This window comes from Duganella sp. 1224 (assembly GCF_013408245.1).
Classification (GTDB): domain Bacteria; phylum Pseudomonadota; class Gammaproteobacteria; order Burkholderiales; family Burkholderiaceae_D; genus Rugamonas.
The window spans coordinates 632755-646498 of the sequence record NZ_JACBYS010000001.1 but is presented as its reverse complement, the minus strand read 5'-3'; the positions used below and the strand labels follow the sequence as shown (position 1 = coordinate 646498).

Genomic DNA, 13744 nt, shown 5'->3' with positions numbered 1-13744 from the left:
GATCAAGAGGCCGCGCATTTATTAATGATGATTGTAATCTATATTTTTTCAAAGTCAACCGGTTTATGGCGCCGCCACCGCGCGTCGGAGGTGCGCTGATGGATCGCCTGGCAACGATGCGGGTGTTTGTCCGCGTGGCCGACGCGGCCAGCTTCGTGCGCGCCGCCGAGGCGCTGGATTTGCCGGCGGCCTCGGTGTCGCGCATGGTGCAGGCGCTGGAGGCGCACCTGAAAGTGCGGCTGCTCAACCGCAGTACGCGCAACGTCACGTTGACCGACGAGGGCCGCGCCTATTACGAGCGCTGTGCGCGCGTGCTGAACGAGATCGACGACATGGAGGCGGCAGCCGGCGCCGGCCACGGCCCCGGCGGCCGGCTCAAGGTCAGCCTGCCCGCCTCGATGGCCAAGGGCGTGCTGATTCCGGCGCTGCCGGCGTTTCTGGCGCGCTATCCGCACATCGATGTGGAACTGGCGATGTCCGACCGCCGTGTGAACCTGATCGAGGCCGGCGTCGACTGCGCCATCCGCGTCGGCGCCGCGCCCGATCCCGGGCTGGTGGCCAAGCAGATCGGCATGGTGGCGCGCATCACCTGCGCCTCGCCGGCGTACTTGCGGCGGCACGGCGAGCCCCGCACGGTGGCCGACCTGGCGCGGCATGTCGGCATCGGTTATGTCTGGGACCATGGCGGACGCAGCCGGCCATGGGAATTCACCGTCAACGAACAAGTGCGTCAGGTGCCGATGGCCCACGCCGTGTATGTCGACGACGCCGATGCCTATCTCGCCTGCGGCGTGGCGGGGCTGGGCATCGTCAGCGCTTCCGAATACACCTTGCGGCCGGCGGTGCGCGGCGGTCTGCTGCGCCAGATCCTGCACGACCACGCCGCGCCGCCGCGGCCGGTATCGATCGTGTTCCGTCCCAACCGCCACATGCCGCCGCGCCTGCGCGTGTTTATCGACTGGTTCACGGCACTGTATCCGTCGTTATCGCGGGCGGATTGACAAAGCGCGCCAGAATGCGGCGGGCGATATCGGCGCCCTCTTCTTCCAGCGCGAAATGACCGGTGGCATAGTGGACCACCTCGGCGGCCGGCAGCCAGCGCCGCACCGCGTCCGCGCCGGCCGGGGCAAACAGCGGGTCGCCATCACCCCACACCACCAGCGCTGGCGGCTGCGCTGCCTTCAGGTAGGCTTGCCACCCGGCGTATAGCGGCAGGTTGTTGGGAATGTCGACTTGCAGGTCGGTCATCACGCGGCGGTCCGCATCGATGGATAGCGCATAGGCGTCGTTGACCCAGGCGTCCGGGTTAAGCTGCGCGGGATGGCGCGCGCCCTGCCGGTACAGAAACTGCGCGGTGGCCAGCGTGACGCGCTGCGCGGCCGCCGCGCGCCTGGCGCCCGCCGCCGCCATCGCGCCGGCCTGGACGGCGGCCAGCCGCTCCGGCGCCCAGCCATCGAGCGAGATCGGCGTGTTCTGGAAAATCAATCCGGCAATCCAGTCCGGATGGCGGACGGCCAGGCGCATGCCCACCGGCCCGCCGAAATCCTGCATGTACAGAATGACTTTGCCCCGGCTGGTCTGCGCGACAAAACGCTCGATGGTGTCGGCCAGGCCGTCGAACGTGGCCGGGCCGCGCGCTTCCGGCGGCGCCGCGCTGTGGCCCATGCCCGGATAATCCGGCGCCAGCACGTGGAAGCGCCCGGCCAGCGCCGGCATCAGCTCGCGGAACATGTGCGATGACGATGGAAAGCCGTGCAGCAGCACCATCGGCGGCAAGGCCGGGTCGCCGGCTTCACGGTAGAACACGCCATCGGCGCTGGTGTGGTACGACACCGTCTGCGCCGGGGCGTCCAGCGCCAGCAGCGCGCAGCACAACGTCAGCGCGCGCCGGCTCATCGCGTTCCCCGCGCCAGCGCCGAGGCGTCCGACAAGCCCGGCAGCACGAAATAGCTGGGATCGAGCACGTCCTTCATGCGCTCGTAGAACGCCTGGCGAAACGCCAGCACCGACGCAAACGGCCGCATGGCGACGCTGCGCTCGACCACCAGGCCGTCGTCATCGTGCAAGAGCATCTCGAAGCTGTCGAGCGGCTGGCCGTCAACCGTGCCGCGCCACACCAGCAAGGTCACCTGACCGTCGCTCATCTCGCTGATGTAACTGCCCTCGCGCACGGCGATCGCGCCCACCATGGTGCGCGCCACCGCCTCGCGCCCGGTCACGCTGCGCGACAGGATGGGGCTTTTAAATACGACTTCCGGCGCCAGAATGGCGCCGATTTCTTCGGCGCTGGCGCCGGCTTCACGGAGTTGTATCAATTTGTGCATGGATGGTCCTTGAAAAGTCCAGCCATTGTAGAAAGCGGCGGCCACCGGCACGAGCTTGCGCGCGCAATACAGTATTGTCGAATTCAACATCGAACCGGGGGCGGCAACTGCGTATATTGACCGGGCAACGCCCTGTCTTTCGACCCACTGGAAAGGAACACCGCAATGAGCCATCTGACCATCAGCAAATCCGGCACCGCCTGGATCCGTGACATGCAAGCCCAAGGCAAATCCGCCGCCGGCGGCTGGGCCGCCAGCCCCAACGCCGCCTACTACGCCTCGCTCGATACCGACCAGCCGCTGCCCAATCCGGGCGTGAGTCTGCCCACCACGTTCGCCGAACTGCTGAAAGCGCGCCGCGCCGAACAGGAGCAGCCGCAGCAGTCCGTCACCGGCCACCGCATCAACACCACCGCCTGAGGCGGCCCGCCGACAATCAGCGGAGCAGCCTCAGGCATGGCCAGCCTGGGCTGACCGGCGGGCGCGCGGCTCAGGACTTCGGTGGCTTGCCCATCTTGGCCAGGGTTAGCGTCTCGTCGGCGCGGCCCCAGCCGCCGTCGGCCACTTCCTCGACCAGCACCATGGTGTACTGGCGGACACCCTCGCCGTAGTACTCGACGAACATATCGGTCACGCGGTGGATGATTTCTTCCTTGCGGGCCGCATCGATGATCCCTTCCGGGAATTTGAAGTTTGCGAATGGCATGGTTTTCTCCTTTAAATGCCGTTGGTGAATGATGGTGGTGTCAGGCGAAACCACCGTTGGAACGGATGACTTGTCCGTTGATCCAGCCGCCCTGCTCACTGGCCAGGAAGGACACCGCGTCGGCGATATCCTTGGGCTGGCCGATGCGCTCCAGCGGCGACTGCATGATGATGTGCGCCACCTGCTCGTCGCTCTTGCCTTCGAAGAACAGCTCGGTGGCCACCGGGCCCGGGGCGACGGCGTTGACCGTGATGTTGCGCCCGCGCAGCTCGTTGGCGAAGACCTTGACCAGCCCTTCCACGCCGGCCTTGGAGGCGATATAGGCGCCGTAGCTGGGCACATTCTTGGCGATGACGCTGGTGGACAGCGCGATGAAGCGCCCGCCGCGCCCCAGGTGCCGTGACGCCTCCGCCATCAACAGGAAGGCGCCGCGCAGGTTGACGTTGACGATCTGGTCGAAGTCGGCCAGCGGCATGTCGCCGATCAGCGCATTCTTCATGATGCCGCCGTTGGCCACCACCACGTCGACCCGGCCGAAGGCTTGGCGGGCGCTGGCGAACAGGCCGCGCACCGCGTCGGGCTGGCTGACATCGGCCTTGACCGCCACCGCCGCGCCGCCGTCGGCTTGAATTGCCGCCACCACGGCGGCGGCCGCCTCGGCGTTGCCGGCGTAGTTGACGACGACCGCGTAGCCGTCGCTGGCAAGGCGGCGGGCGATGGTCTGGCCGATGCCGCGCGAGGCACCTGTGACGATGGCCACTTTGTGTGCTGAGGTTTGCATGGTTTTGCTCCTGCGTTGTGCGATGTGTTCATTATTGTTGTTACGCGAAGCCAAATAAATGCGAAAATCAGCACATCTTAATTTCACCAGGAATAACAATGGACCGGCTTGACACCCTGGTGCTGTTCACGCGCATCGTGGAAACGGGCAGCTTCAGCCGGGCGGCGGAGATGCTGGACATCCCGCGCCCCACCGCCACCAACGCCATCAAGGACCTGGAGGCGCGGCTTGGCGTGCGCCTGCTGGACCGCACCACGCGCCAGGTACGCGCCACACACGACGGGCAGGCGTATTACGACCGCTGCGTCCACGTGCTCAGTGAGCTGGACGATGCCGAGGCCTCGTTCCGCCACGTGGCGTCCAATCCGCGCGGCACCTTGCGGGTCGATATGAGCGGCACCCACGCGCAGCACATCGTGCTGCCGGCGATCGACGATTTCCGCCGCCGTTATCCGAACATCGAACTGGTGCTGAGCAGCGGCGACCGGCTGGTTGACCTGGTGCGCGAAGGGGTCGATTGCGTGATCCGCGCCGGCGCGCTGCGCGATTCCAACCTGGTGGCGCGGCCGCTGGCGTCGATGCCGCAGGTGATGTGCGCCAGCCCGGACTATCTGGCGCGCTGCGGCACGCCGCGGCATCCGGACGATCTGGCCGGCCATCAAATGGTGAAGTTTTTCGCCAGCGGCGGCGGCATCGACTATCCGCTGACGCTGATCGTCGACGGCGCGCCCAAGGATTTCATGCTGCCGGGCTGGATCAGCGTCAACGATGCCGAGAACAATGTGCTGTGCGCGCTGCGCGGGGCCGGCATCGTGCAGGTGCCGCGCTTTCACGTGGAGCAGGCACTGGCCGATGGCCGGCTGGTGGCGCTGCTGCCGGAATGGCGGAGTCCCGAGATGACGGTGTCGGCGCTGTACCCGTACCGGCGGCATTTGTCGCCGCGCGTGCGGGTGTTTGTGGACTGGCTGGTGGCCTTGTACGGCAGCCGCTTCGGGCCGCTATAAGCAGCGCCGCGCGCGGTAGGCGCCAGGCGTCTGCCCGAGCACTTTGCGGAAGGCCACGCCCATGTGCGACTGGTGGGTAAATCCGCAGGCGGCGGCGATATGGGACAGCGGCAGGCCGGCGTCGGCCATCATCGCGCGCGCCGCCTGCACCCGCGTTTCGACGATGAACGCATGCGGCGTCATTCCCACCGCCCGGGTGAATTCGCGCAGGAAGGCCAGCGGCGTCCTGCCCTCCTCCGCCGCCAGCTGGGCGATGGCCAGCGGCTGATCGAAGCCGGACGCTATCCGCTCCAGCACGCGCTGGTAGACCACGCGCGTGGACTGGGCCGGCGCCACCGGCGCGCGCGCATCAAGGCCGACCAGCGCCAGCATCGCCTGCTCGATCGCCAGCGCATCGGGCGCCTCGGTCAGCAGCAGGCGCCGCAGCGCGATGGCGGCGCGCAGCGCCTGACCGTGCCCGCTCCACTGGTGGCGCCGGTCCGGCGCCACGCCGAGCACCACGTCCGCCGCCGGCGTCCAGCGCACCACCAGGTATTCACCGCCGCCGGGCGACTCGGAAAACACCTCCACGCCCGGCGGCGTGTAGGCGAGCGTGCCGGGCCAGGTGTCGAAGTCGGTGCGGCGGTCGCTGCCGATGGCGTGCACGCCGCGCTGCCGCTCCAGCGCCACGCCCAGCGTATGGGTCAGCACCGGGTCGCGGGCGCTGTAGGCGCGGCGCGGCAGCAGCTCTGCCTGCATTGCGGGAAACGCCGACGATTGAAATTTCATGATAGACCCCGGCCCGTGGTGCGTGGATACTGCTGGCATGGATACCTTAACACACCAAGGGCCTGACCAGCCCCGCGTCATCGGTCTTATCGGCGGCATGAGCTGGGAGTCCAGCGCCGAATACTACCGCCTGATCAACCAGGAGATCCGGCGCCGGCTCGGCCCGCTGCGCTCGGCCAGGCTGTTGCTGCACAGCGTGGACTTTGGCCCCATCCAGCAGGCGCAGCACGATGGCCGCTGGGACGACGCCGCCGTCATGCTGGAAGACGCCGCCAGGCGGCTGTACCGGGGCGGCGCCGACTGCATCGTGTTATGCACCAACACCATGCACAAGCTGGCCGACCGGATCGCGGCGGCGGCGCCGCTTCCGTTCCTGCACATCGCCGATCCGGTCGGCGCGGCGGCGCGGCGCCGGCAAGCGACAGTGCTGGGGCTGCTGGGCACGCGCTTCACGATGGAGCAGCCATTCCTGCGCGAACGGCTGGAGCGCCACTACGGCCTGCGCGTGCTGGTGCCGGACGAGGCCGGGCGCGCCGACGTGCATCGCATTATTTACGAGGAGTTATGCGCCGGCGTGATCCGCGACGGCTCGCGCCAGGTCTACCAGCGCATCATCGGCGAGCTGGCCGCGCGCGGGGCCGAGGCGGTGCTGTTGGGATGCACCGAAATCGGCCTGTTGATCGGCCAGGCCGACAGCCCGCTGCCGGTGCTGGACACCACGGCACTGCATGCGCAGGCCGCGGTGGATTTTTCGCTGCGGGAAGACTCAGCCTGGCCGGCGGCGGCGCGTCAGAACTTGTAACGCGCGCCGATCATGTAACGCGGTCCGGCTTGCGTCACATTCAGCGTCGACGCCATCGTGCGGCCGTGCTGGCGTTGGGTCGCATCGTTGAGGTTGATCGCCTCCAGCTGGAAGCTCAGGTTCTTGTTGTAGTTGTAGCCGATGCTGAGGTCGAACTGGCCGTAGGCGTCGGTGTACACCGGTGCCGCGCGGCCATTGCCGTCCACCGTCGCGGCCAGAAACTCGTCGCGCCAGTTGTAGGCCAGGCGCACCGACCAGTCCTTGTTCTCGAAGATGCCCACCACGTTGGCCGAATTGCTCAGACCGAGAATCGCGAACTGGTCGTTCACGTCGGCGTTGTTGTACTTCAGCGGCGAGTGCACGTAGGTGTAGTTGGCCTGGATGCCAAAGCCGCTCTGGCCGAACATGTGCTGCACGTTGACCTCGGCGCCGCTGACGTTGGCCGACTTCTGGTTGGCGTAGGTGGTGGTCTGGAAGTTCAGCAGCGGATCGGTCGGCAGGCCGGTGATGGTGCCGTCCAGCATGCCGTCGCCCTTGACGCCGGTCTTCTTGACGCCCGGCTGGCCGTCGAAGTTGCCGAGGATGTAGTTGCGGATGCAGTTGGTGTCGGCCGCGCCGCAACCGCTGGCCAGCGCCGCCTTGTAGTAGGCGCCGCCGATCGGCGTGTGCAGGTCATACAGCGTCTGCGAGATCAGCGTCTGGCCGGCGTAGTTGTCCAGCTGCTTGCGGAAGTAAGCCAGCGACACCAGGCTCTGCTTGTCGTAATACCATTCCCACGACAGGTCCAGGTTCTTCGACTTGACCGGCTTCAGCGCCGGGTTGCCGACCGAGGCGCTGCCGCCGGTGAAGACGTTGGCGATGGTGCCCAGCGTCAGGCCGCCCTGCAACTGGTCGTAGCGGGCGCGGCCGATGGTGATGCCGGCGCTGGCGCGCAGCTTCATGTCGCTGCGCAGGTCGGCGTCCAGATTGATGGCCGGCAGCACATTGGTGTAGGACGCGTCCTTGTTGCTGAAGGCCTGGCCGCCGAAGGTCAGCGGCAGCTCGTTCTGCGCCACCCACACCACCGCCGACGCCGGCAGCACCTGCGCGACCGAGTCGACCTTGGTGCGCTCGACGCGCACGCCGAACGACGAGTGGAACGGAATCTTGGTGTCCCAGTCGGTGTCAAAGCCGACGTAGGCCGAGGTGGTTTTCTCGGTCAGCGTGCGGTCGGTGTCGGCGCTGGCGAAGTTCGGCAGGTAGGCGGCCTGGTTGCCGACCGCGTTGGCGGTCACCTGGCGCACCTGGGCGAAGTTGAAGGTATAGAGCGTGGCGAACAGGTCCGGCGAATTGGCGCCGCCCAGCTTGTTGAAGAACGACGGCAGCGAGTTGGCTTGGAACAGGCTGGCCGGATAGTCCGAGGCCTTGGTGGCGCCGCCCCAGGTGTTGTTCTGCACGTTCGAGTAGGTCGAGCGGTTGGTGGTGTCGGTATAGCCGACGCCAAAGTTGAGGTTGGACGCTTCCATCATCTGCAGCGAGCCCTTCACCTGGGCCTGCTTGATGGTGGACTTCTCGTAGCTGTTGTGGAACCACGAGCCGGCGGCCTGGATCGGCGCCTTGGCCAGGTCGGCGGCCGGCATGCTCAGGATCGGCAGTTCATGGGTGAAGTCGACCTTGGTGGTGCCGCGGCTGAAGCTGGCGTTGGACAGCGCGTTCTCGCTGCCGAACGGGCTGTCGGCGCCGGATTCGGCGGTCGAGTGGTGGGCGTCGAACTCCAGCTTCAGGCCGGGGCTGGCCTTCCACTGGGCGTTGAAGCCGAGCGACTGGTTCTTGGTCTTGGTGGCGAAGTCGCTGCCCACCACCGAGATGTCCTGCGGCGTCGGGTAGACTTCCTGGTAGGTCAGCGGCGACACCACGTGGCCGCTCGGCCAGCTGCTGGTGGAGGTCGGCGTCTGCGCGAACCACACGCTGAGCTCGTTACGCTTGGTCTGGATCTTGTTTTCCGAATAGGTGTAGTCGACCGTCGTGGTCAGCTCCTTGACCGGGCGGAACTGGAAGGTCAGCTGGCCGTTGGTGCGCTGCCGCTGCACCGCCGCGACGTTGTAGTTCATATTCTGCGGAATCGAGTACAGCGCGTCCGGCGCGGGACGGTTGGTGATGTTCTGCGCGCCCGGCTGGCCCGGCTGCGGCAGCGTCTGGCCGTCGATCACGGCCGAGCCGAGGTACGGGCCCTGGTAGCCGTTGAACAGGCCGGCGCGGTTGAAGCCGGAGTCGCGCGACTGGTAGCTGGCGCTCAGCGACACGCCAAAGCGGCCGTCGGCGCTGGTGTTGCTGTAGATGCCGGAGATTTCCGGCGTCACGCTCTTGCCCTTGACGTCATTCGGCAGGTGGTCGTTGGAAGTGTCCTTGACCGCCTTGATGCCGACGCTGGAGTGCATGCCCGGATTGTCGAACGGGCGGCCGGTGATGACGTTGATGGTGGCGCCGATGCCGCCGGTCGGGCTGTCGGCGCGGCCGGTCTTGTACACCTGCAGCTGCGAGATCGATTCCGAGGCCAGGTTGGAAAAGTCGAACGACCGGCCGGACAGGTCGCTCAGGTCGGTGGTCGGCATCTGGCGGCCATTCAGCAGCACCAGGTTGAAGTCCGGCCCCAGGCCGCGCACGGTGACCTTCTGCCCCTCGCCATTGCTGCGGTCGATCGAGACGCCCGAGATGCGCTGCAGCGACTCGGCCAGGTTGGTGTCCGGGAACTTGCCCATGTCTTCGGCGACGATGCCGTCGACGATGCCGTCCGAGTTGCGTTTCAGATTCAGGGTGGACTGCATACTGGCGCGGATGCCGGTCACGATCACCTGCGGGGCGTCGGCGGCCGGCGTGTCGGCCTGCTGGGCGAGGCCGGGCACGGCCAGGGCACTGCAGGCGCTGGCCACGGCCAGGCACATCAAACGACGCTGAAATGGGGTTTGCATAAGGTCTCCTTGATTTTTTTGTATATCGCTATCGTGGTCCTTGTTAGCTCCGATGTTAGCGAGCCGTGAAAATGTTTGCGGTAACATTTTCGGACAAACTTAATGTATCGCTTGCATTGCTAAGCAACCAATAATTTTTTTGCATGGGTTCATACCGAAATCGGTATCAGCGGCTATCGTCCTCTGCTGACGCCCTTGCTTCACGGCCGCCCAAGACAACAGGCAGCCGCGCGGGCTGCCTGTTCAAAGTTGTGTTTTAACAACTGAAGCGCGCCTGGATCTACGGAATGAAATGCTGGCGCGTGAGCCAGCGCTTGAATTGTTCCGGCCACACGCGCTCTTCCGGCAATTGATCGGCCAGCCCCGCCCCATGCGCGCCATGGGCAAAGAAGTGCGTTTCGTTGGGCACGCCGGCGGCGTTTAGCGCATCGCCAAACATCACGCTGTTATTCGGATCGATGCGCTGGTCGTCCATGCTGACAAACAGGAACACCGGCGGCGTGCGGGCGCTGACGTTGTCCTGCGCGGACAGCCGCTGTTCCAGCTGATGCAGTTGCGCGCCGCGATAGCCATGCAACAGCTTGGCGCGGGTATTGGACTTGCCGGACGCGGCAGGATCCATGGAAATCACCGGATAGCCCAGGCCCAGCAGATCGGCCGCGCCGCTGGTGGCGTCCACGGCGTCACGCGCGGGCAGGCCGAAATCCATGTCGGGATGGAGCGCCAGCGTGGCGGCCAGATGCCCCCCCGCCGAAAAGCCAAACACGCCGATGCGCGCTGGATCGATTTGCCATGCCTGGGCGCGATGGCGTATCAGCTTCAGCGCGCGCTGGCCGTCCCACATCGGCACCGGGTAGCGGTAGGTGCCGTCGGCCTGGACCAGCCGGTAAGATAAAACGAAGGTGGTGATGTTCAGTTCGGACGCGAAATAGGTCGCCACCGGCGCCTGCTCTTTTTGGTTGGACAGATGGTCGTAGCCGCCGCCGGCCAGCAGCAACAGCGCCGGCCCGGGGCGATCGCCATGCGCGGCGTGGAACACGCGCAGGTAGGGAATGTCCAGGCACGGATCGTCGCCGGCGGCGCCTGGCGCCGGGCCGTCCCACAGCCGGATCAGGTCCGGATCCTGCGGATCGAAACAGTTGCGGACCGCATCGCGCGCGGCATGGGCCTGGCCGGTGACGGCGAGGAGCATCGAAAAGACCACGGCAAGCACGCGCATAAGCAGAGTCCAGATGAAAAGAGCAACGATACCAGCAACGATCTCCTGTTTCAGCCCGCTTGTGTACTGGGCGATTGGGAGTAACGACTTCGCGCTGCCGGATTGAGGGTTGGCGTACCCCAAAAAGGTCGGGGTCTGACCCCGTACGGGGTCAGACCCCAGTTCTCCGCAGTGCGGGTTGGGCGATTCCCGCATGCGTCCGTAGGGCCGTGATCGCGCCGAGACCCTGCGCTTATCGCCACCCCCAGCGGCGGCGTGGCGCCAGTTGGTATGCCGACTTCGCCGCCACGCTGACGCGCACCGTGGTGCCGCCGCCGGCCGTGCTGTGCAGCGCGAATTCGCCATCGATACGGTGCGCGCGCTCGCGCATGCCGGTCAGGCCGAAATGGCGCTGCGCGGTCGCGGTCTGGCCGGCGTCGGCCGCCATGCCGACGCCGTCGTCGCGCACGGTCAGCACCAGTTGGTCGTCGCCGTAGCTGATGTCGACGCCGATGTGCGCGGCCTGTGCGTGGCGGAACGCGTTCATGATGGCTTCGCGGCCGATAAATATCAGCTCGTCCAGCACGTCGGCGCGCAGCAGGCGCGGTGTGCCATCGTTGTGCACCTGGAACGCCGCGCCGAATTGCGCCGTCATCGATTGCCCGACCCGGGCCAGCGCCGGTGCCAGCCCGTCCTGCGCGCCCGGGCCGCCGCGCAGGCCCAGCACCTCGCTGCGGCCCTCGTCCACCAGCCGGTCGGCGTCGTCCAGGATCTGATCGACCATCTGGCGCGACGTCCCGTCATCGCGCACGCGGTCGCGGATGCCGTCCACGCGCAAGATCAGGCCTTGAAGGCTTTGCAGGAAGGTGTCGTGCAGCGCGCGGGCGATGCGCTCGCGTTCGTCCAGCCGCTCCTCCAGGCGCTCTTGCATGCGCAAGGTGAGCTGGCGCATGCGCCAGTGGAACAGCAGCACCAGCAGGCCGGCCACGCCGGCCGCGCACAGCAGCTTGAAGGCGATGGTCTGCGTGAAGGCCGGCTGGATGCTGAAGCGGACACGCTCGGCGCTGGCGCTCCACACGCCATCCTCGTTGGCGGCGCTCACCTCGAAGGTGTAGTCGCCCGGCTCCAGGTTGGTGTAGTAGGCGACGCGGTTCTGTCCCGGATCGCGCCAGCCGGGATCGACGCCGCTCAGACGGTAACGGAACCGCACCCGCTCGGGCATGGCCAGCGCGCTGGCGGTGAAGCGGATCTGCAGCGCGCGGGTCCCCTGCGGCAGCACCGGCGCGGTGTCAGCCGCGTAGCTGGCGGTATCGGTCGCCAGCGAGCGCACCATGACGTGCGGCGCGTGCACGTTGCGCAGGATGTGCGCCGGATCGATCCAGCCGACACTGGCGCCGGTGGCATACCAGATGCGGCCATCGGTGCCCCCGGTCAGCGATGGCAGCGGCGAGATTTGCGACGGCAGCCCTTGCAAGCCGTCGAGATGGTTGAAATCCTCCACCGCCGCCGCGCCCTGGGCGCCGATGTCGCGCGCCGCAATGCGGCTGATGCCATCCACGTGGTGCAGCCACAGCTCCCCGGCCGGCGTCTCGACGATGCCGGACACGCCGCGAAACGCGCTGCCGTCCGGCCGCAGCCACGGCACGAAGCGGCCGCCGTCCAGATAAGCCAGTCCCTTCTCGCCACCCGCCCACAGTCGCTGCGCGCCGCTGTACAACGCCAGTACGTTGCCGATGTCCAGCCCTTGTGCGCCGCCATAGCGCGTCAACCGGCCGCGTGACAGCATGACGACGCGGCTGTTGGTGTAGCCGAACCAGATGCGCCCGCGCCCGTCGGCGTGCACCCAGATCGGCGTCTCCTTGCCCAGCGCGTCGATGCCGCCGCGCGCCGTCCACACGCCGTCGCGGAAGGTGTGGACGCCATGCCCGAGCACCGACAGCCAGAGCGTGCCGTCCGGCGCCAGCGCCATGGCCTGGACGCGAAACCCCGTCAGCGCGTCCGGCAGCTTCCACTGTTGCGTCGTCTTGCCGGCCTGGCGCCACAGCGCGCTGTCGGTGCCGAACCACATGGCGCCGTCGGGCGCGCGCAGCGCCGCCGCCACTTCCTTGATGCCGCCGGGCAGCCGGGTGCCGTCGGCCGCGATGCCGAAACTGTCGGCGCCGTAGCTGCCGCCAATCCAGACCGTGCCATCCGCGCCGGCGCTGACCAGCGGCGAATCGTACGTCGATGGCAGCGCCACCGTGCTCAGCTTGGTTTCACGCAGGCGGTCGATGCCGCGCCGGGTGCTGAACCACAGGTTGCCCTCGCGGTCGTCGAACATATTCAGATAGGTGTCGTCAGTAAAGCCCTGCGCCCGGTTGAAGGAGCGCAAGGGGCGCATGTCCCGGTCCAGCAGCTCGATGCTGTTGCCGGTGTTGAGCCAGAACGCGCCGCGCTCGTCGCTGCGGTAACTGTAGATGCGCCGCTTGCCCGGCAGCGTGACCTTGCGCAGCGCGCCGCTGGCCGGGTCGTAGGCGGTGATGCCGGAACGCTGGCTGTACAGCCAGATGCTGCCGTCCGGGCGGTCGTCGCCGCCTTCCAGTCCGGCCATCGTCAGCACCAGCCGGAAGCGCGGCTCGCCGGCCGCGCTGCGGTACATATGGTCGCCGATGTAGGTGATGATGCCGCCGTCCCTGGTGAAATTGAAGGCGCCGGCGAAGCCGTCCGGCAAGCCGTGTTCGGCGCCGGCATGGCGCCAGCGCTGCCCTTCAAGCCAATACAAGCCGCGCGAGGTGGCCGCCCACATGATGCCGCCGGGGCTCAGGTCGACGTGGTGCACGGCGCTGGGCGGCAGGCCATCGGCCTCGCCGTAATGGCGCGCCTGCCCCGCCTTGAAGCGGCTGATGCCGCCAAACTGGTAGGTGACCCACAGCGCGCCGTCGAAACTGGAGATCGACATCAAATTGCTCGATTGCAGCCGGTTGCCGTCGATCTGTTCGATGCGCTCGAAGGCCACGCCGTCGAAGCGGTACAGGCCGTCGTGCGCGGCAAACAGCATCCTGCCGTCCGCCGCCTGGGTCATGAACAGGACGTCGGCCGGGGCGCCGTCCTTCTGGCTCCAGCCCTGGTGATGCAGCGCGCTATGCCACATGGGCGGCGCGGCGGCGGCCGCCGTCACGGCCTGGCACAACATCATGGCCATCCAGCACAGCCGCACAAACAAAGACAGCATGG

At 67.1% G+C, this 13744-nt stretch carries 12 protein-coding genes; 4 read left to right on the top strand and 8 right to left on the bottom strand.

The features are described 5' to 3' along the window. Positions 1-98 precede the first annotated feature (98 nt). Positions 99-1001, top strand: coding sequence for a LysR family transcriptional regulator (locus FHW58_RS03020; protein WP_179671584.1), 903 nt, complete (start codon positions 99-101; stop codon positions 999-1001). Here the strand turns inward: FHW58_RS03020 and FHW58_RS03015 are convergent. Both FHW58_RS03015 and FHW58_RS03010 read right to left on the bottom strand, forming a co-directional pair. Continuing rightward, positions 964-1896, bottom strand: coding sequence for an alpha/beta fold hydrolase (locus FHW58_RS03015; RefSeq protein WP_179671583.1), 933 nt, complete (start codon positions 1894-1896; stop codon positions 964-966). The genes FHW58_RS03020 and FHW58_RS03015 overlap by 38 nt on opposite strands. Further along, complete coding sequence (locus FHW58_RS03010; protein ID WP_179671582.1) at positions 1893-2324, bottom strand: hypothetical protein; 432 nt, start codon at positions 2322-2324, stop codon at positions 1893-1895. Before FHW58_RS03010 ends, FHW58_RS03015 begins: the two co-directional genes overlap by 4 nt. Before the next feature lie 165 nt (positions 2325-2489). Between FHW58_RS03010 and FHW58_RS03005 the strand changes: the two genes are divergently transcribed. After that, on the top strand, positions 2490-2744 hold the full coding sequence (locus tag FHW58_RS03005) for a hypothetical protein (protein WP_179671581.1): 255 nt from the start codon (positions 2490-2492) through the stop codon (positions 2742-2744). A 70-nt stretch (positions 2745-2814) separates the two neighbouring features. Here FHW58_RS03005 and FHW58_RS03000 read toward each other — a convergent pair whose 3' ends face one another. Then, the gene (locus FHW58_RS03000) at positions 2815-3030 is read right to left on the bottom strand and encodes a 4-oxalocrotonate tautomerase family protein (RefSeq protein ID WP_179671580.1); all 216 of its coding nucleotides are present in this window, start codon (positions 3028-3030) and stop codon (positions 2815-2817) included. 40 nt (positions 3031-3070) lie between these two features. Beyond that, positions 3071-3811, bottom strand: coding sequence for an SDR family oxidoreductase (locus FHW58_RS02995; RefSeq protein ID WP_179671579.1), 741 nt, complete (start codon positions 3809-3811; stop codon positions 3071-3073). Between the two features lie 98 nt (positions 3812-3909). On the opposite strand from FHW58_RS02995, the gene FHW58_RS02990 reads away from it, so the two are divergent. Then, complete coding sequence (locus FHW58_RS02990; protein ID WP_179671578.1) at positions 3910-4815, top strand: LysR family transcriptional regulator; 906 nt, start codon at positions 3910-3912, stop codon at positions 4813-4815. Here FHW58_RS02990 and FHW58_RS02985 read toward each other — a convergent pair. After that, complete coding sequence (locus FHW58_RS02985) at positions 4810-5583, bottom strand: helix-turn-helix domain-containing protein (RefSeq protein ID WP_229265029.1); 774 nt, start codon at positions 5581-5583, stop codon at positions 4810-4812. The genes FHW58_RS02990 and FHW58_RS02985 overlap by 6 nt on opposite strands. A 37-nt stretch (positions 5584-5620) precedes the next feature. On the opposite strand from FHW58_RS02985, the gene FHW58_RS02980 reads away from it, so the two are divergent. Then, a complete protein-coding gene (locus tag FHW58_RS02980) occupies positions 5621-6385 on the top strand; it encodes an aspartate/glutamate racemase family protein (protein WP_179671576.1) in 765 nt (254 codons plus the stop codon). Here FHW58_RS02980 and FHW58_RS02975 read toward each other — a convergent pair. From FHW58_RS02975 to FHW58_RS02965, 3 genes are all read right to left on the bottom strand, one after another. Then, complete coding sequence (locus tag FHW58_RS02975; RefSeq protein ID WP_179671575.1) at positions 6373-9333, bottom strand: TonB-dependent receptor; 2961 nt, start codon at positions 9331-9333, stop codon at positions 6373-6375. The genes FHW58_RS02980 and FHW58_RS02975 overlap by 13 nt on opposite strands. A gap of 280 nt (positions 9334-9613) precedes the next feature. Beyond that, entirely contained in the window at positions 9614-10552 is a 939-nt protein-coding gene (locus FHW58_RS02970) for an alpha/beta hydrolase (RefSeq protein WP_179671574.1), read from the bottom strand. A gap of 232 nt (positions 10553-10784) precedes the next feature. Beyond that, a complete protein-coding gene (locus FHW58_RS02965; protein ID WP_179671573.1) occupies positions 10785-13742 on the bottom strand; it encodes a sensor histidine kinase in 2958 nt (985 codons plus the stop codon). Positions 13743-13744 lie beyond the last annotated feature (2 nt).

Bases quoted from the DNA above. Each gene is read 5' to 3' on its own strand.
- FHW58_RS03020 (WP_179671584.1), top strand. From the start codon at position 99: ATGGATCGCCTGGCAACGATGCGGGTGTTTGTCCGCGTGGCCGACGCG.
- FHW58_RS03015 (WP_179671583.1), bottom strand. From the start codon at position 1,896: ATGAGCCGGCGCGCGCTGACGTTGTGCTGCGCGCTGCTGGCGCTGGAC.
- FHW58_RS03010 (WP_179671582.1), bottom strand. From the start codon at position 2,324: ATGCACAAATTGATACAACTCCGTGAAGCCGGCGCCAGCGCCGAAGAA.
- FHW58_RS03005 (WP_179671581.1), top strand. From the start codon at position 2,490: ATGAGCCATCTGACCATCAGCAAATCCGGCACCGCCTGGATCCGTGAC.
- FHW58_RS03000 (WP_179671580.1), bottom strand. From the start codon at position 3,030: ATGCCATTCGCAAACTTCAAATTCCCGGAAGGGATCATCGATGCGGCC.
- FHW58_RS02995 (WP_179671579.1), bottom strand. From the start codon at position 3,811: ATGCAAACCTCAGCACACAAAGTGGCCATCGTCACAGGTGCCTCGCGC.
- FHW58_RS02990 (WP_179671578.1), top strand. From the start codon at position 3,910: ATGGACCGGCTTGACACCCTGGTGCTGTTCACGCGCATCGTGGAAACG.
- FHW58_RS02985 (WP_229265029.1), bottom strand. From the start codon at position 5,583: ATGAAATTTCAATCGTCGGCGTTTCCCGCAATGCAGGCAGAGCTGCTG.
- FHW58_RS02980 (WP_179671576.1), top strand. From the start codon at position 5,621: ATGGATACCTTAACACACCAAGGGCCTGACCAGCCCCGCGTCATCGGT.
- FHW58_RS02975 (WP_179671575.1), bottom strand. From the start codon at position 9,333: ATGCAAACCCCATTTCAGCGTCGTTTGATGTGCCTGGCCGTGGCCAGC.
- FHW58_RS02970 (WP_179671574.1), bottom strand. From the start codon at position 10,552: ATGCGCGTGCTTGCCGTGGTCTTTTCGATGCTCCTCGCCGTCACCGGC.
- FHW58_RS02965 (WP_179671573.1), bottom strand. From the start codon at position 13,742: ATGCTGTCTTTGTTTGTGCGGCTGTGCTGGATGGCCATGATGTTGTGC.